Genomic DNA, 19017 nt, shown 5'->3' with positions numbered 1-19017 from the left:
TATAGCAGTTTTCACTCTTACAGGGACTTAAACAAATTTTAAGCCAAAACAAAAGCTTTTGGGCTTGCCATCTGTCCAAGTTTTCAGGTGCAAGGGTATCGAAATCAGAATAGGGTTCGGCAAGTGGGGCATTTGAGAGTGAGAGGAGTCATATCGATATGCTCGGTGAGAGGTTGAAAAATAAATCAAACTTACACTCCAATCAGCGCTACACTAGAAAAAAATCACCCAACTGTTGCGGGGATAGAACATGATCACTGACAACAATCCACAAATTACTGCCAAAACTGCCGTTGTTGAGTCGGAACCCCCCATGCTTCAAACTGATCTCATCCTTGATGACGGAGAATCGGTGGAAAGTAAGCGTCACTGCTTTGCCATGAACGTTTTCAATAGAGTTTAACACTTAGAAAGTTTGAACCCCAATTAGAAGGAGTAGACATGGTTAATACTTTACAAGAGGGTGATAATGGTCTGGTTCGTGTAAACTACAGTGACTTGTTCACTAAGATTTTACAACTACTGCAAAATCAACAGACTAAAAATCCCTTCAGTTTATCTCAAGATAATAACCGATTGCTGATTGATCTTGATGAAATAGCTTTTCAGGTAGCTTCTACAACTGTTGAGAATCCCTTGGGAGGTTCTGGCAGCAGCGCTAAGTCAGCTACAGTCAACCTTAGTCGGGGTTTTAAATCTCATTTTATTAGTCAAGTTCAGCAGATTAGAGACGGTTTAAAACAGCATATAGAATCTCTCTTGACTACAGGAAGTGAAGCAATAGATTTAGAAAAGTTTATTGAAAATTTAGCGACCGATATCAATCAATTTAAAAGCAAAAGTAACCAGATTAATTTTCGGTATAATTTTGAGAAAAAATATGACAATCTTCAAAAACAACGTTTAAGTTTACAATCTAAAACGGCTAGTAGCGATCCATTGCTGAAGTTTCATAAGCTAACAATTACCATAGAAAATACGGGTAAGTTTGACGAACAATTACAAGCAAGCCTAAAAAATTTTATAGGTCTTAGCTTTTCTCCAGACCAGCAAGAAGACCTCAACTATATTCTTGAGTATTTAGTAGAAGATTTAAAGTCTCACACATCCGATCTTTACCGTTTAAGACGGTTAATGGATACAGAAGCACTTGGGAAAGTTCAAAGAGAAGCAAAAATTAAGTATTTAGAATTTTTGAAAGAACATTTAGGTAATCATAAGGATATTATCTATCTAGAAGATTTTATCCGCCGACTGAGATTAATAGAAGATTATATTAACGATATTGACAAAGTAGACGGCTACTATGATGTTAACTATGCAGGAATATCATTAAATTATCGAACAATTTTTTCTGAATCTAACGCTTTTGATGAACTGCCTATTATTCCTTTAATAGTTGGTTATCTTGGAGAAACTAAAGATGAGCATCAAGGTAGACAACAATTTATCTTTGGGCTGAAGCTTAAGTTAGGTGGGAAAGTTCAGGCTCGTGGTGGAAAGCCTGTCATTGATTATAACCTTAACTTGCTATATCCCAATAGTAAAGAACATCAAGAAGAACTGCAAAGTCCATTTAAAAAAGAATTTTTTGTTAAAAAGGTATTAAGACTAACCCTATTATATTACTTTGTATTTGCGACTATTGATCCTTCAACTGAGGGATATACTCCTGAATCAGACTTAGAATACGATCCTAGAAAAACTTTTGAAGAAAAAGTATTACCTATCTTACAGGGATCTGATGAAAATAAAAAGAAAAGTATTCTGCGAGGAATTAAAAGAGGAGTTGAGACATATCAGGCTAGCAATAAAATAGAAAAGCTAAAAACAATGCTACTGACCATACTTGAGAGAAAATCAATTTTACAACCGAGAAGTTATCCGATTCATATTAGTCTGAAAAAAGGAATTTTGGAGGAAGATTTTAGCACAATATCTAAAGATAGCAATTTCTTCCAAAGTGTCTTGAGAGAAAATCCTAAAGCTGCTCTGAAGTATATATCAGTTGATTCTGCCAATGTCAACACGACTTCACTGTGTACATTAACAGCTAATATCCAGATTAGTGAGATTCACTATTTCTCTACTAACGAGAGTCAAAGCTTCAGTATGGAATACGATTTAAGTGAAGTCTATACTATACCTGTCCTTTTAGTTCCTCAAGAAGATCAGTGTAGAGGAATTTATAAGAAGAGTTTTGATAAACAAAAGCTTTTGGTGTTTAATTATAATCACGAACGTCTTAGAAAAGAAATATTTCATAACTTAGAATCACACCAAGCCTTTGTTTATCAAGTTACTTTTGCTTTACTTGCTTATATCAGTCTAAAAATTTTGCTTGACGCATCGAAACGCAGGTTATTTATCCCGATTTTAAGGTGGCATTTGAATGATAAGCAAGAACCCTCACCGGAAGAAAAATTTTTCCGCTCTATGTTCGCAGTTTTATCTCATTTATTGAACGAAAAACATCATTTCAATTCCCAAGGTTTATACATCAAAGACATCAAACCCTATAAAGTTTCCAATGCTTTGAGTTCCCTGTACTCTGTTCTTCCTAAAATATTTAGGTTGAGTCAGTCTTCTACTAAACCAACACTCGATAAATTAGCAATTATTGTCGTATCAAGTCGAGAGTGCGATCGCGCCAAATCGAGTGATTATAAAATTGCTAACTTAATGGGAGAAATGATAGAAGTGCAGCGTCAAGATGATGGTTCTATTCGCTTATACATGATTGGAACTTTCTCTGATAACTATAATAGCCAAGAAATTCATAGCCGTCCTGATATTCTGATTGATGAATTTGATCGGCTTTATCAACAAGGTTTTAGACAAGTTTTATACATTGCTAAATCCCCGTATTCAACGACTTTGAAGATGACAAAAACTGAAGAAGATGAAGAGTTATATTTTATGAAGAAAGCGGTTTTGCGGCATTTAAAGGGACAAAGAGAAGATATGAAAATTTATCCTATTTTCTATGATAAATATTATGCGGTGAAGCTTCAAAATTTAACAGCTAGTTCTTTGTATATACAAGATGTCGCAGAATTAGAAACTTTGGTAAAAGATCCAAGCAAACAAGCCGTCGTATTTTTTAATCTATTTAACGGAATTCAAGTGGGTAATGAAAAAAACTATAACGGGGTTATTTCCTACGCTACACTCTTGAACCTCTATGAAGGCGTATTAGATGATCAAGACATTCGGGAAGGCTTGATCTATGATACTCCTTTAAAAAATGAAATTCTCCAAATGCTTACTCTCTATCATTTTTCTCGATATGAAGCAGGTAGCACTAAGATCAACTTAAAACTTGATCCCCACGAAAATTTAATTGGGGATGATAGTGTTGGAGCTTTATCCATATTTAAACACATGACAGGTGGAGTTAAATTTAATTCCTTAGCCTTTTTAACAGAAGTTAGAAAAGCTTTAAACGTACAACCTGAGAGTGAAGAAACATGATTAAATCAACTTTAGGACAAGAGTTAGGTCGTTTGTTTGAAGTAGGGTTCAATATTGGGATGCTTGCCTATATTGAACAAAATCAATTATCTCATAAATTTGGGGAATTATATCAGCAAGATTTGCCGCAGCTAAGTTTTCCGAAAATGATTAGACGGTTAGCCGATAAAGAACAAGTTATTAGCGAACAAAATAGACAAATTATTGGCAAGTGGAGTACCTTTTTTCTACAAAAAGGTTTTCTAGCGGGGTTAAATTTATTCAGTGAATACATTAAATCTACAGGTTGGAGTAAACATCAGCTAAAGCGTTTAGAAATTTTATACTACCAGTGCTGTTTTTCTGATGATAACAGTTTAGGAACTTATACTAAAGGTGAAGAAAAGTCATTCAAGGAAGTTTTAGCACAGTTTGGAGATATAGAAGTTGATATCGCCAAATTTTCAAAAAAAGGAGAATTTTTGAATGCAGATACAATCATGCTAATCCGTTGTAGTAAGCAGTTTAGGGTTCTGTGCATAGATTATTCAATATTTTCGATTAAATCAATTCAGGATTTAGTTGATGTAGATAACGTCGAGGTACTACGAAAGCTGTTACTCAGCGAGATTAGCTACTTGAAATCCAAAAGTGTTTTTTCTAATTTAGGAATAGATACAAAGAATGCTGAATTGAATTTATCCAAAAATCTTAAGGGTTACTTTAAAGCTTTCAAGCGAGAAGATAAAGAAACTGCTAAGTTAATTCAAGCAGGTAGCTATAGCTATAGTTTCTTTCAATTTTTGCAATCTCAGGGTTTACTAACAGAGGAAACACCAGTTATTTTTAATGTAGTAGGATATAGTGATCGTGGTATTAGTGCTATGTCTCTTAATAGAGATAATTTAGATATTTTAGAAACCTGTTCCCAAATTTACAAGCACGAGCCAAAAGATGAAGAAATTAAAGATGCTCGTAAGAACGTTTTACGACAAATTCAGCGCAATGCGGCTAAGAGCTTTGAAAATGGTAGAGATTTTCTGAATAAGTTTTCAAAAGTTGCTAAAGATGGGATAACATCTATTCTTCATCAAGAGCGTATAAAAGATTTTTGTAACTCCATAGATATAATTCCGCCTGATTTAGCAAAACAATTGCAAGTCACTCCAGATTTAGATCTGAGAAACGCTCATGCTGAACTCATTACTAAAGCATTGAGTTCTGATGCTACCTACATTTTTTTAACAGGTAATCCTGGTATTGGTAAAACGACAGCAATTGCTAACTTTTTAAAAAGCAAAAATTGTCTAGATGAAGGGTTTTTATTTTTCTACGTCAGTCCTAGAAAACAAGTTAACCTAGACATTATCGAAAAATTTAAAAATCAACAAACAAATTTACTGGATGATGACCGAATATTTACGCTGACTACATCAGCTAATTTGATTAAAAATAACGATGGAAAATTTACTGTAAATTATTTGTCAAACGAGCGTACAGATGATTTTATAGAGCAGACTATACATTTTATTAATCAAACCAATGAATTAACCTCTACCTCATTATCCAAAAATCTTGGCAGACTAACGGAAGATCAAATTCAAGATATAGGTCCACACAATAAAGGTGTTTTATATAGTATTTGCCAAGCCATCTATACGGCTATTAAATGTGATCTATCCCAGAACATAGTAGCGACAGTTTCTATTCAATCTTTAAAGAAAACTCAAAGTGGAAAAGATACTTTAGATCATTTTGAAAAAATCTTTAAAGATGCTTATAACTCTACAGAAGGAATTGTAGTTCCTGCTGAGATGAAAAAAATCTCTAGTAAAATTAAGAATTTATTTATTATGATTGATGAAATCACAGGCGATGATAGTGGAGTAGAGTTTCTCAACGGAATGAGTAGGCTCTTAAAAAAATATGAAGTAATTGACAGTCAACATGGTTTTAACACAAAAATTATTGTAGCTGATGCTTCAATTGTTGATCCAGATGTAATTAAGCAGCATCTAGAGGAAACTTCCGCAGAACCCAATAAAATCTTTTTTAGAAAAGTTACTTCTAAGAATTTACCTTTGTCTGTGCAATCATTCCAGTTTAATGGATTAGATGCTACCGTTATTAATGCCAACTCTTATCCAGCTAAAAGTTTAGAAATAAAATATAAAATTTTTATAGAATCTATTAAATTTAATGAAAATCTTTACCGAATAAAAAAATATGACTTAGAAAAACGTGTTCAGGAGGAAATTGTAGAAGACATCAAGACTTTTTTAAATAAACCTAATTCTGCTCAAGTCATTGTTTACATTCAGGATAAGCAGAGATTGGCTGACCTCATTGAAAAAATTAGAGAGCAGCAGGGTGAGTTTAAACAATATGAAGACTACTTAGAAATTCACGCAAGTCTTTCTGAATACGAAAAGAAACAAATTCCCCTGAAGCAAAATCAAGTAAAAGTCATCTTTATGACGGCTTCAGCCAGTCGAGGTTTATCATTTCCTAAAGCCAAACATATTCTGGTTGATATCCCTCGTTTTGAAATTGAAAAAAACCTAATGGAAGTAATTCAGGTAATCTATAGAGGTCGTGGATATTACGAAGAAGATGGTATTCAAAAAACTCTGGATAGTCAAGACAAGGAGTTAGTTTTTTATTTATCTGAACAAATTGTGTATTACCCCAAAAACCCTCAGTCATCCTTACAAAACTCTAGCGATGAGCAAGAACTATCCTTGCAGGAAACTCGTCTAAACCTTTTGAATATTATCCTAATTTTAAAGACTTCCATAATGACCCGAATTTTTGGCTCTGGTAATATTGGTGGAAGTTATTTTATGATGATTCCCATAGGTGGAAAGTCAGTGTTTGCTGCGGGTCAAACTTTTAGCAGCAAGATGAGTATGCTGATTAAACAACTCAAAAAGGAACAACGTAAACGTCCTAATGATGAACTTTTGAAAGAAGTTTATTCTAGCTTAGAAGGTCTGTTAAATTCAGTCGATATCAATATAGGGAATGGATTAGCTTTTAAAGAAGATCAAGGACTGTCCTATCTAGAATTGCGAGAGTCATTTTCGACAAAATTTTCAGATTTAATCAATACAACTTTAGATAGTTTACTTGGCTTTACTCCCATTCAATCGGGTTATATTAATGGTAGCTTATTAGTGGTTCCTCTCGCGGGTAGAACGGTAGAGGAAAAGTATAAAATGCGGATTGGACAAGATATTGTTACTTTTAATAACGGTAAATTATTGCATCAGATGTTAGAAATAAAAAATAGTCCGGCTTATCCAGAAAGTATCCGCTCTGCTCTTAATGAAGCAATAGAGTTAGTCAACTTACTGGAGGAGCAACCGAATAAGACGCAAAAATTTGAACAAAATAGCCTGTACTTTGATCAATATTATGCTCTGCCGTTATTTACATTTATTACAGGTGAGGCGATGAGTCAATATTTTTCTAGCAATGATGAAGAACCAGAAGATCAAAGATTTCGAGATCTTCTAGCAACCTATATTAGTTCTCTATATCCTGTTAGTAATATTCTGCCAATTGGTCATAAATACAAAGATTTCCCTTGGCTGGTTTTTAGAAGTTACAGCCTGAATGAGATGAGAAGTAAACTTTTCACAGATAAGTATTTTTTAACCTCTAATGAATTGAATATCCTAAATTTAATTCTTGCTCATCAAGATTAGATTTAATTTCAAGTATCTAGAGTCTAATCTAAGAATTTTTCAAGACCACGATTACAGTTTAAAGTTCCGTAAACGCAAGGCATTTGTCACGACAGAAACTGAACTCATTGCCATCGCACCTCCGGCGATAATTGGATTAAGTAACAAGCCAAAGAACGGATAGAGAATTCCAGCAGCGATGGGAATTCCTGCGGTGTTATAAATAAAGGCAAAAAACAGATTTTGGCGAATATTTTTCAACGTGGCGCGACTCAGTTTAATTGCAGTGGCAATTCCTGTTAATTCTCCAGAAATTAAAGTAATATCTCCGGCTGCGATCGCCACATCTGTTCCGGTACCGATGGCAATTCCCACATCAGCTTGAGCGAGGGCAGGTGCGTCATTAATTCCATCTCCAACCATCGCCACAATTCGATGATTTTCTCCTTTTCTTTTCTTTTCTTTTTGAATCGATTTTACTAAATCTGCTTTTTGTTCGGGACGAACTTCTGCAAAGACTCTTTCTATTCCCACTTGTGAAGCAATGGCTTCAGCCGTTTTTTGATTATCTCCGGTAATCATCACCACTTCTAACCCCATTCTTTTTAAGGTTTTGATCGCATTTTCTGAAGAGGGTTTGAGGGTATCAGCAATCCCCATTACTCCTTCTATTGTACCATCAACGGCTATCCAAGCAGTTGTTTTGCCTTCGGTTTCCCATTGTTCTTGAAACAGTTTTAAGGGTTTAATATCAACGCCTAATTCTCCCATCCAGCGACTCGTTCCAATTTGAACAAATCGATCTGAAACATAACCTTGAACTCCCATTCCTGTCATGCCTTCAAAGTCTTCAGGTTCAGGTAAGGGAAAATCAACTCCTTGAGATTCAGCATATTGTACAATCGCTTCGGCTAAAGGATGTTCTGATTTACGTTCAACTGCGGCGACTAATCGTAAGAGTTTTAATTCGTTATCATTGGTGGTTCCTCCTGTGGTAATATAGTTGGTAACTGTTGGTTTTCCGGCGGTTAAGGTTCCGGTTTTATCGAGAATAATCGTTTGAATTTTGTGAGCGAGTTCTAAGCTTTCTGCGCCTTTAATTAAGATACCGTGTTCTGCCCCTAATCCCGTTCCTACCATTACAGAAGTGGGTGTTGCTAATCCTAACGCGCAAGGACAAGCAATAATTAAAACCCCGACACTGGTTAACGTTGCTAGGGTTAAATTCCCCGTTAAATTAAACCAAATAATAAAGGTAAAAATCGCGATGCCAATCACAACCGGAACAAACCAACCTGTTACTTGATCAGCTAATTTTTGAATGGGTGCTTTTGAACCTTGCGCCTGTTGAACCAGTTGGACAATTTGCGCTAAAACGGTATCTTTTCCCACTCTCGAAGCCCGAAATTTAAAGCTTCCAGTTTTATTAATTGTCGCGCCAATAATGTCATCTCCGGGTTGCTTTTCAACAGGTACACTTTCCCCTGTTACCATTGATTCATCAATTGTTGAACCTCCTTCTATCAGTTCACCATCAACGGGTATTTTTTCACCGGGACGAACAATAATAATATCTCCAACATTAACGGCTTCTAACGGAATATCGACTTCTTTTCCATCTCTGACAACCCTTGCTGTTTTGGCTTGTAAACCCATCAATTTTCTAATGGCTTCAGATGTTTTTCCTCTGGCTTGATGTTCAAGTAATTGTCCGAGTAAAATCAGAGTAATAATCACTGCGGCTGACTCATAATACACATCCGCATTTAACCCTTGACTGATAAAAAATCCCGGAAAAATTGTCACAAATATCGAATAAAGGTAAGCCGAACCTGTTCCGACAGCAATTAAAGTATTCATGTCAGCACTGTGACGTTTTAACCCTTTCCACGCGCCTGTAAAAAAGGTTTTTCCACACCAAAACATTACCGGAGTTGTTAAAATAAGCTGCAACCAGGGGTTATGTAACCACATCGGAATTAACGGAATTTCTAACCCCGTCATCATCGGTAAACTTCCAATAATTAAAATACTACTAATAACCGCACTAATAATAACTTTGCGCCTCAATTTTTGGGCAATTTGACGGTTTTCTTCATCCCGATCTTCGAGGCTATTTTGAGTATTTTCTAGAGGTTCCGCGCCATATCCCGCATCAGTAACCGCTTCTTGAATCGTCTTAATATTAGTTTGTTTCGGATTATACTGAACGGTGGCTTGTTCTGCGCCAAAATTAACGTTACAGTCTGCTACACCGGGAATTTCGTGAATAACGCGATCAATTTTATTGGCACAAGCAGCACACCCCATGCCTTTTAGTCGCAAATAGATGGTTTCCATCACCTTGACTCCATCAGAAGTATGCTCTCAAGATACAGTCTCCAGTCAACTGGAGAGTCAAGGGGTGAATATTAACCTATTTCTTTAGATAGAGGGAATTTATAGCAGTATCTAGACGCAAAAAAACACAAAGATCATCAAGGTTTACGCTTTGTGTCTGGTGTGTCTTTGTGGTCTTTCTTCTCTTATTCCCGTTTCCCAAATTTTAAATTATATAGCAATCAGAAATGATTTGTGAGAAATCTAAAAGCTGATAAAAAGTCTGAAACGACTTCCCAAGAGCGCCTCTTGCCTCTTGCCTCTCTTGCAAACTTTGCTCTCGACGGAAACCGCCGGGCCGCAAGTTTGCGCTTTTGCCTCTTGCAAAAAGATATTACACACAACTCAGAACGGACTGCTATAAATAATTATTGTCTTCTTCGATGCGTTGAGGGAGTGCTTTTAAATCAGGTAATTTAATCGTTTCTTTCTCTGTTTCTTTCACATTCACAGGGAATTTAAGCGGTTGACGTTTTTCTTCTATCCAACAACTCGCCAGAGGTAAAGTTTGTTCTAAATCATCTAAAGGTCGAGGAATCACCATCACAGCGTTTAATTCCCCAATGCGTTCAGCTTCTAACATTCCGGCTTCTACCGCCACCGCCACATCCGCCACAGAACCCCGAATAATCGCCGTACATAAGGCTTCCCCAATGGTTTCATAGGAGGCCAGATAAACTTCCGCCGCTTTCAGCATCGCATCACAAGCACCCACCATCGCCGGAAAACCCCGTGTTTCGACTAAACCCACTGCTCGGTTACTCAGACGACTATAACCGCCACTGCTAGCCAGTTGAGATAAACGCGCACTAATCGGTAAAACATATTCTAGGTTGGGAAGGGGTCGGGCAATCACCAGAGACGAAACAAATTGATTAAACTGTTTAGCAGTATCGGTTCCGGTGTCTACAGCTAACCGAATATCAGCAATGCGACCCCGGACAATGGCAGTACAGTACCCACTGCCAATTTTTTCATAACCGACAAGATGAACACCTGCTGATTTCAGCATCATGTCAGCCGTCCCGACAATAGCGGGAAAGCTGCGAGTTTCAACTAAACCCAAAGCCATATCTTGGTATTCGGGTCGCTTCATCTGTTGAGAGGAAACAAATTTTTGCAGGTGTGCATCCATGCTGGCGATTGTTGGAGTGGGGACTATGGATTTCAGAGCGAGGGAGTTGGGCAAAGGGGCATCGGGATACCGAGACAGTCCACAAAAGCAGGAAAATCTTGATTCTGTTGTCTATTTTTACCCCTTCACCCGTAAGCGCGAAGTGCTGTTCTCTGACTCTGCGAAACCCAAGGCCCAATTTGGAATTCCCTATCCTTATCTTACTAACTTTTTAGGGAGAGCGATCGTTGGGTTTGGAATTGTTGAGAGACTTGCGATGCGGAAGCAGTGTGTCTAACAAGTGATTTAAATGAACTTGTCCGTAGATAATTGTTGCCGGAGGGTTGGAGGATTCCTGTACAGCCGTCGCCGCCTTGGTGTCTAAAGTAGACGATGTTTCGGGCGACACTTCTGAAGGTTTCCCAGACTGTGAATATTCCTCCTGATCAATGGGGGATTCCTCCACTGATCCCGAATCACTGTTCTCCTCAGATGATGGAGAGAGCGTGACGCAACGAGATTCATCCCCCATAATTGTACCTGCGGGTACAACTTGTTTGGCAGCGATCGCAGGATTGAGCAGAGTTGCTTCGGCTCCGATACTTGCTTTCGCCCCAATTGTTCCATCACCCACCACTAAAACCCCTGCACCAATCGTTGCTCCGGCTTCAACTTCTATCCGGCCCTGATGAGCATGGACAATGACTCCCATACCAATACAAACCCCAGTGGCAATCACAATTTGACTGTCTGGATCAGCTTGGAGAATGACTCCTGGTGCGATCGCCACACTGGGGTCGATGGTAACATCGCCACTCACGAAAACAGAAGCATTGTTCAGGAGTTGCGGTGGCGACCTATACATTGAGTGTGAACCTCTAGAGATATCAAGGCTGAGTTGAGTCAGTTCGGTTTTTGGATAATCTCTTCCATCACCCGACGCTTGGCTTTGGGGTCAATGCCAATCATCCGAACATACTCACCGCTATGTTCTTTCATGCAGCCTTCTAAAGCAGCAATCACCTCAGAATCACGGGTTGACTCAATGGGAGCGCAACTGTGCCAAGAGCCTGTGCGGAAGCGGCGTTTGTCGGCGTGTTCAGTCCCGATTTTGTAGCCTTGAGCGAGTAAGCTGCGAACGGATGTGATCAATTCTGAATTGACACCACCCCCATTGGATGAACTGACGGAAGCCGCAGGCTGATAAGCAACAGGGCGAGCAGTCGGTGCAATGGTTGATTGAGGAGCAGACTGGGCAGGGCCATCAGGACGTTGAATAATTTCTTCAACCACGCGACGTTTGGCTTTGGGATCAATCCCAATTAACCGCACGTATTCTCCCGAATGTTCACTGACGAAGCCTTGGACTTGTGCGACCACATCAGCAACCCGAGTCGATTCAATTGAGGGGCCACTGTTCCAAGAACTGGTACGGAAGCGGCGTTTATCGGCACTTTCCAGACCAATCTTGCAACCTTGAGCCAACAATTGACTAATTTGTTCGCTCAGGCTAGAACTCATGCTGCTGCTGGCAAAGGAGGCACTCGCCGGACTCGGTGCAGAAGCTCTGGATGCTGGTGCTGATACTTGAGCGTTTGAGGATTTCTGTACGATGCCGTCAGGACGTTGAATAATTTCCTCAAAGACTCGACGCTTGGCTTGAGGATCAATCCCCAACAAACGAACATATTCCCCTTGATGTTCTTGTAAACAGGCTTCAAGCGCTGCCATCACGTCTTTGGAGTTGTTAGAATCAATGGGGGTGCAACTGCGCCAAGAACTGGTGCGGAAGCGGCGTTTGTCGGCGTGTTCGCTGCCGATTTTGTAGCCTTGAGCTAACAGTTGATTCACCTGTGCGACAATGCTGGCATCGAGGCTACCGCTACTCGCATAGGCATAGGAGCGATCGCGTCCACCGCCGTTAGTGGCGGGATTGCTAACTTCGTTGCGAATACCCGTCATACAAGCGGCATTTTCCGAGCATTTATAACCCGCTTTTAGCGCTTGATTGACTCCGATGACATGAGTGGAGAACTTCAGATCAGCGTCGTTAACATCGGGTAAGCGATCAGCCTGTTGTTGGTTGGTGATAATTGCCCCGGAAGGGACATATTTACCCGAGGGAATTTCGACATCTTGAATCAGGGTGTGCATCATGATAATGCAACCATCTCCAACTCGGGCGTTAAACACGGTGGAACGGAAGCCGATGAAGCAGTTATTTCCCACATAGGCGGGGCCGTGAATCAAGGACATATGGGTGATGGAGGTATTTTTCCCAATCCAAACGGAGTAGGATTGACCATCATCTCCTTTAACTCGGCCTTCTTCTAAGCCATGAATGACCACTCCATCTTGGATGTTGGAGTTTTCGCCGATATAAAAGGGGAATCCCTCATCAGCGCGGATGGAGGTTCCAGGTGCAACCAAAACATTCGCTCCAATTCGCACATCTCCAATGATGTTAGAAAAGGAGTGAACGTAGGCTGTAGAATCGATTTTCGGCTCGGCTAAGTTTTTTGACCAGGGTGTGGGAGGAGCCGCTATACTACGGACTGCCATAATTGAATTTCTCCTAATCAATCTTTATGAGTTTTCTGTTGTTTGTTGTGGAATGGCTCAGGAATTTTGCCTCAAGGTTGAAACTAACGTTCCTGATCTTTTTTGCTGTAGAGCGAACGATTTCCCGCTGTAATGGTATCTATAATTGCTACTACAGCCGCGTCACTAGGACGAGTTTCGCTTCCGGGAACTTGACGAGCTGCACTTCCTTTCGTCACGAGAACCCACTCGTCAAAACCTGCGCCGACGTAATCTAGGGCAACTTCATATTCGGGGAGAGTTTCTCCGGTTTCATCAATGAATTGCAACAGTAGAAATTTTGAACCTCTCAAACTCGGCTCTTTTTGGGTACTGACGACGGTGCCAATGACTCTGGCAATTTTCATGGGTTTTTCGGGTTTAGGTGCGATTTTGTGAGTTTGGAAATGATTAGCTCGTCAACCCAGAAAGGTTAAGAGTTCAGCAATTGTGCGATTTTGCTGTTCAATCAGATTTAGACTCTGCTGGTGCGAGGTCTAAATGGAAAATACAGTAGAATCGACTGTCGAACTCTTCGCTGACCAGAATCATCAGTTGCTGGTCTTTTCCCTATCTGTTTTTCTAAAACTGACTTGTCTTTAGGGACGGTTGAGTGAGCGAATTCCACTGACACTTTCGCGGAATTGTTCTACGGCTTCGGTATAACGAATGGGCAGAACGTACTCTAAATTTTCATGGGGACGAGCAATAATATGAGTCGATAGCACTTGACCCCCATGGACTCGACGCACCGTCTCCATGGCGGCTGAGACAGAAGCTTGTACTTCTGAAACATCTCCTCGCACAATTACCGTTACTCGTCCACTCCCGATTTTCTCATATCCCACGAGAGTAACGCGAGCTGCTTTTACCATCGAATCGGCTGCTTCTACCACAGCCGGAAACCCCAAGGTTTCAATCATGCCAACTGCAATGGCCATACTTAACTCCTGATCTGACAATTCAATGAACACACTTTGAGGTCGTACAAGACTGACTCACTAACCAGTTTCCTTTGAGGAATTTCCGCGACATTGCTTGCTGCTTGCCTCTTGCTGGTGAGCCTTGTACGACTGATGAGTGAAGCGAGTCCAGATGAATCTGAACTGCATGATGATTTTAGTAAGCCCGGAACTGTTCCACTGCATCGGTATAACGGATGGGCAGAACGTATTCCAAGTTTTCGTGGGGACGAGCAATAATGTGGGTTGATGACACTTCACCGCCGTTGACGCGCTTTACCGCCTCAATTCCCGCCGCAACGGAGGCTTGAACTTCAGACACATCGCCTCTAACAATTACGGTTACGCGACCACTTCCAATTTTTTCATACCCAACTAAGGTGACTCGGGCGGCTTTCACCATTGAGTCAGCCGCTTCTACAACGGCTGGAAAACCTATGGTTTCAATCATCCCAACAGCGATTGACATCGTTTAACTCCTAATGAACACAAAAGCAGCACAAACTGCGTAAAATTTTTAGACCAATCGGTAGAATGACAACCAGAATTGCGATTTTTCGCTTCTAGAACCCTTCTTACCTTTCTCCCTGATTAATAGAATAGGAGAATTGTGTCTTCCTTGACAATATAAATCTCTATTATTCTTGCTGATGAAGTTAATTAAAATCGTTAATGCGTAACAAAAATTAATATTTTATTAAAAAAGTTTACTTCTACCCAACTTTCAGATGAGCATAACTGTGACTGCCTCAAACCCCGACTTGATTCTCAAAGTTGAGGAAGTTCGGCAACTGATCTCGTCAAAGTTGCTTAGATTCAGTTCATCTGGCTTGTTCATCGGATCAACCCCGACTTCTAAATTTTATCCCTTTGATTTCTGTTTGACTAACAACTGATCGCAACTGTCAAGAAGTTTTGTTTAAATTTACATCAGATTTCGTTACAAACTATATATTACTTAATTAAAAAACTTTATTCATTACAAAACTTCTCGAACCATTGCATTGTCAGAGTCGAGTTTCTTATGGTAGATTTGTAAAAATCAAAGAGCTGTTTATATACTTATTGTTTATTCACACTTTTTAACTTTTACAGAAAAAATTAGTAAAAATACCTAATTTTAGCAAGGTCGATTGTCAGAACAGTTTCAGTTCAACTGATATTCAAAACAATCGGATTGCTGAAGTGGGTAGCCCGTTTTTTTGATCTATATAGCCCATGAATGCAAGTCTGATCCTTTCTAATATTCTCAATCCACCCGTCCTATTTTTTTTCATCGGGATGAGTGCCGTTTTTCTCAAATCAGACTTAGAAATTCCCCAACCTATCCCCAAACTTTTTTCGCTTTATTTATTATTTGCAATTGGGTTTAAAGGAGGACATGAAATCCATGAAAGCGGTCTCAATGCTGAAATTACTCTCACCTTACTCGCCGCTATCATTGTTGCTGCTATCGTTCCCATTTACTCTTTTTTTATTCTCAAACTCAAACTGGATATTTATAATTCCGCCGCAATTGCAGCCGCCTATGGTTCCATTAGTGCTGTTACTTTTGTGACCGCGAGTTCCTTTTTAAGCCGACTGGGAATTGATTTTGGTGGTCATATGGTGGCGGCATTAGCCTTAATGGAATCTCCCGCTATTATCATCGGACTGCTTCTAGTTCAACTGTTCGCGAATCGTTCAGAAAACGAGGAAAAATTATCGGTTTCAGAAGTCTTACGAGAAGCTTGCTTAAACGGTTCAGTCTTCTTATTAGTCGGCAGCTTGTTCGTGGGAATTGTCACCAGTCAACAAGGTTGGGAAAGTCTCGAACCCTTTACAGGAGAGCTGTTTTACGGCGTTTTAACCTTTTTCTTGTTGGACATGGGACTGGTGGCGGCTCGTCGAATTCAAGACTTGAAAAAAAGCGGCTCATTTTTAATAGGATTTTCGATTTTCATGCCCGTTTTTAACGCGATTGTAGGGATTTTAATAGCCGCTTTAATTGGAATGTCAAAAGGCAACGCTTTATTATTTGCGGTGTTGTGTGCCAGTGCCTCTTATATAGCCGTTCCAGCCGCGATGCGAATGTCGGTTCCTGAAGCTAACCCCAGTTTGTATATTTCAATGGCATTGGCTTTAACATTCCCCTTCAACATTATTGTTGGCATTCCCATTTATCTGGGAATTATCAATCAATTTTGGCTTTAGTATCGATGAATTGATTGAACACTAACCCGTCTAGATGTTAACCGAAAAGACGGGCTAGATATTAAAGAAATTGGGTGTTAGAGGGAAGAAATACACTTAACCGAACGGACTTCCATCGCATCACAGATATAACAAGAACCGCCAAACTTATTGAGGATAGGTCGAATCTCTTCAACAACCGTCTTGACTTGCTCAGGGAGACAATAGGAAATAATATAAACCTGACCTCCCAAACCCGTCACTGCCATATCATCAAAGACTTCACCTTGCCGACTTTTGCCGAGGACGTTGGGCAGGACAGTATAATTCGAGACACCGACTCGATCTAAACTATCCAAAATTTTGTGCATTTCCACAGCATCAGAAAGAAATTCTATGCGAGTTACAGGGTGCATGATGTTGACTCCATTTTTATAAAGTTTCTATCAAATTGATAGGGATATAATTAATCCCATACCAGAGTCTTCCAATTCATTCATTAATACCCTGAAAAGATTTAAGAATTGGATAGGGGAAGAGATGACAAGAGAGAGAGATTCTCAAGTTCATTTTACCCAAATTGCTGAGATTGCTGCCAGAGGAATACTCACCCCCGACTGAAATTGAAGTCAGGATTTTTCTTGATCTGTTTTTGAATGCCGACGACTCCAATGGAGTCGATTTGAAGGAGAGTATAGACGAACACCCCAAGTGATGAGAGAATTATTAAATTAAATAATCAGCATTAAAAAAGTCTATTATAGGAGCCATTTCAGGAAACATTATCAATGAGTCAGTTCCTTCTACAAACGAGTTGGTGTATACCATTCTATGGATTGATCGGGGCGATTTTGACCCTGCCTTGGGCAATGGGGCTAGTCCGACGTACAGGGCCAAGACCTGCCGCCTACATTAATTTATTGATGACCCTCTTAGCCTTCATTCACGGCTCACTGCTGTTTAGAATCACTTGGAATCATCCCGCCTTAAACCTAGCCTATTCGTGGTTAACCGCCCCTGACTTAGATATATCCTTTGTTATCGAAATCTCCCCCGTCAGTGTGGGAGCGATGGAATTAGTGGCAGGATTGAGTTTAGTCGCTCAATTCTATGCCTTGGGATACATGGAAAAAGACTGGGCGATCGCTCGGTTTTATACCCTATTGGGCTTTTTTGAAGCGGCGATCAGTGGGATTGCCTTAAGTGATTCAATGTTTCTCACCTATGGGTTGCTAGAAATGCTCACCCTGTCAACCTATCTATTGGTGGGATTCTGGTATGCTCAACCGTTAGTCGTAACCGCCGCCCGAGATGCCTTTCTCACCAAGCGAGTTGGAGATGTACTGCTATTAATGGGAGTCGTCGCTTTATCGGCATTATCCGGGAGTTTAAGCTTCTCCGACTTAGAAATTTGGGCTGAAACTGCCGAATTAAAACCCCTAACAGCTACTCTACTCGGTTTGGGTCTAATTGCAGGCCCCATTGGAAAATGCGCCCAATTTCCCTTGCACTTGTGGCTCGATGAAGCAATGGAAGGCCCTAACCCCGCCTCTATCATGCGAAACTCCGTTGTCGTTTCAGCCGGAGCTTTTGTGCTGATCAAACTGCAACCCGTTTTAGCCCTTTCACCGATTACCGACGGCGTTCTGATCGCGCTCGGAAGCGCTACGGCTATTGGGGCGAGTTTAGTGGCGATCGCTCAAATTGACATCAAACGCGCCCTGTCTCATTCTACAAGCGCATACCTGGGGTTAGTCTTCATCGCAGTCGGACTCAAACAGGTTGATATTGCCTTATTATTACTCCTAACTCATGCCCTTGCCAAAGCCTTGCTGTTTATGAGCGTCGGATCAATTATTCTGACTACCAGTACCCAAGACATGACTGAAATGGGGGGACTCTGGTCACGGATGCCTGCGACAACAACCGCTTACCTCGTCGGTGCGAGTGGAATGGTTGCGGTGCTACCCTTGGGAACATTTTGGACGATGCGGCGTTGGGTGAGTGGGTTTTGGGAAACTCCCTGGTGGTTAGTTTTAATTTTGCTGCTGGTGAACGGCTTAACAGCGCTGAACTTAACCCGAGTTTTTGGTTTAATCTTTACGGGTGAACCCCAACCCAAAACCAGGCGTACACCGGAAGTTCCCTGGCAGATGGCGGTACCGATGGTTTCCATGACGATTGTCACTTTGCTGATCCCGTTGATGTTGCAACAGTGGCAATTACTCCTGAGTTGGTCAGCACCCTTACGGGATATTCCCGCTTCTGGAATCACTGAACTGATTCATCAAACGGCAGTTCCTTTACTCTGGATATCCGGTTTGATTGGGGTTGCAGTGGGAGGGGCAATATATCTCTATGGTGTTGTGGAAAGGCCTGTTCGCCTACCCTGGAAATCGGTACAAGAACTGTTAGCCTATGACTTTTATATTGATCGACTCTACGATGTCACGGTTGTCTTTTTGGTGAGTCGTCTTTCAGCAATTAGCGCTTGGGTTGATCGCTATATTATCGATGGAGTAGTCAACGCTTTGGGTTTAGCCACATTGGGAAGTAGTGAAGGCTTAAAATATAGTATTTCGGGTCAGTCTCAATTTTATGTTCTGACCATTACGATCGCAGTAGGTTTGCTGATCATTTTGATGTTGTGGCAATTTTAGAGATTTGC

At 40.4% G+C, this 19017-nt stretch carries 12 protein-coding genes; 4 read left to right on the top strand and 8 right to left on the bottom strand.

The features are described 5' to 3' along the window. The first annotated feature begins 441 nt into the window (after nt 1–441). On the top strand, nt 442–3474 hold the full coding sequence (locus tag VB836_RS18645) for a hypothetical protein (protein ID WP_323221459.1): 3033 nt from the start codon (nt 442–444) through the stop codon (nt 3472–3474). Beyond that, nucleotides 3471–7163 carry a helicase-related protein gene (locus VB836_RS18640; protein ID WP_323221457.1) on the top strand — a complete coding sequence of 1231 codons (3693 nt, stop codon included), beginning with the start codon at nt 3471–3473 and terminating at the stop codon, nt 7161–7163. The genes VB836_RS18645 and VB836_RS18640 overlap by 4 nt, the downstream gene beginning before the upstream one ends. 51 nt (nt 7164–7214) lie before the next feature. Here VB836_RS18640 and VB836_RS18635 read toward each other — a convergent pair whose 3' ends face one another. The 7 genes from VB836_RS18635 to VB836_RS18605 all read right to left on the bottom strand — a co-directional run bounded on the left by VB836_RS18635 (nt 7215) and on the right by VB836_RS18605 (nt 14646). Beyond that, a complete protein-coding gene (locus VB836_RS18635; protein WP_323221455.1) occupies nt 7215–9482 on the bottom strand; it encodes a heavy metal translocating P-type ATPase in 2268 nt (755 codons plus the stop codon). A gap of 397 nt (nt 9483–9879) precedes the next feature. Then, nucleotides 9880–10656 carry a BMC domain-containing protein gene (locus tag VB836_RS18630; RefSeq protein ID WP_046278584.1) on the bottom strand — a complete coding sequence of 259 codons (777 nt, stop codon included), beginning with the start codon at nt 10654–10656 and terminating at the stop codon, nt 9880–9882. Between the two features lie 211 nt (nt 10657–10867). After that, nucleotides 10868–11500 (bottom strand): LbetaH domain-containing protein, encoded by a 633-nt coding sequence (locus VB836_RS18625; protein ID WP_323221452.1) that lies wholly within the window; start codon nt 11498–11500, stop codon nt 10868–10870. 38 nt (nt 11501–11538) lie between these two features. Then, complete coding sequence (locus VB836_RS18620) at nt 11539–13197, bottom strand: ribulose bisphosphate carboxylase small subunit (protein WP_323221450.1); 1659 nt, start codon at nt 13195–13197, stop codon at nt 11539–11541. Between the two features lie 83 nt (nt 13198–13280). Beyond that, nucleotides 13281–13583 carry a EutN/CcmL family microcompartment protein gene (locus VB836_RS18615; protein WP_046278581.1) on the bottom strand — a complete coding sequence of 101 codons (303 nt, stop codon included), beginning with the start codon at nt 13581–13583 and terminating at the stop codon, nt 13281–13283. Nucleotides 13584–13814: 231 nt separating this feature from the next. After that, complete coding sequence (locus tag VB836_RS18610) at nt 13815–14156, bottom strand: carbon dioxide-concentrating mechanism protein CcmK (protein ID WP_046278580.1); 342 nt, start codon at nt 14154–14156, stop codon at nt 13815–13817. Nucleotides 14157–14334: 178 nt separating this feature from the next. Beyond that, a complete protein-coding gene (locus VB836_RS18605; protein WP_009785181.1) occupies nt 14335–14646 on the bottom strand; it encodes a carbon dioxide-concentrating mechanism protein CcmK in 312 nt (103 codons plus the stop codon). Between the two features lie 749 nt (nt 14647–15395). On the opposite strand from VB836_RS18605, the gene VB836_RS18600 reads away from it, so the two are divergent. Next, nucleotides 15396–16370: a sodium-dependent bicarbonate transport family permease gene (locus VB836_RS18600; protein ID WP_046279157.1), complete on the top strand. Its 975-nt coding sequence runs from the start codon at nt 15396–15398 to the stop codon at nt 16368–16370. Nucleotides 16371–16447: 77 nt separating this feature from the next. Here the strand turns inward: VB836_RS18600 and VB836_RS18595 are convergent, their stop codons facing one another. Further along, a complete protein-coding gene (locus VB836_RS18595) occupies nt 16448–16765 on the bottom strand; it encodes a P-II family nitrogen regulator (RefSeq protein WP_323221447.1) in 318 nt (105 codons plus the stop codon). 372 nt (nt 16766–17137) lie between these two features. Here VB836_RS18595 and VB836_RS18590 point away from each other — a divergent pair, with 372 nt between their 5' ends. Continuing rightward, nucleotides 17138–19009 carry an NAD(P)H-quinone oxidoreductase subunit F gene (locus VB836_RS18590; RefSeq protein ID WP_323221445.1) on the top strand — a complete coding sequence of 624 codons (1872 nt, stop codon included), beginning with the start codon at nt 17138–17140 and terminating at the stop codon, nt 19007–19009. Nucleotides 19010–19017 lie beyond the last annotated feature (8 nt).

This window comes from Limnoraphis robusta BA-68 BA1 (genome assembly GCF_034932365.1).
In the GTDB taxonomy this organism is placed as follows: Bacteria; Cyanobacteriota; Cyanobacteriia; order Cyanobacteriales; family Microcoleaceae; genus Capilliphycus; species Capilliphycus robustus.
The sequence above is the reverse complement of the archived record's forward strand: the minus strand, read 5'-3'. Positions and strand labels throughout refer to the sequence as shown.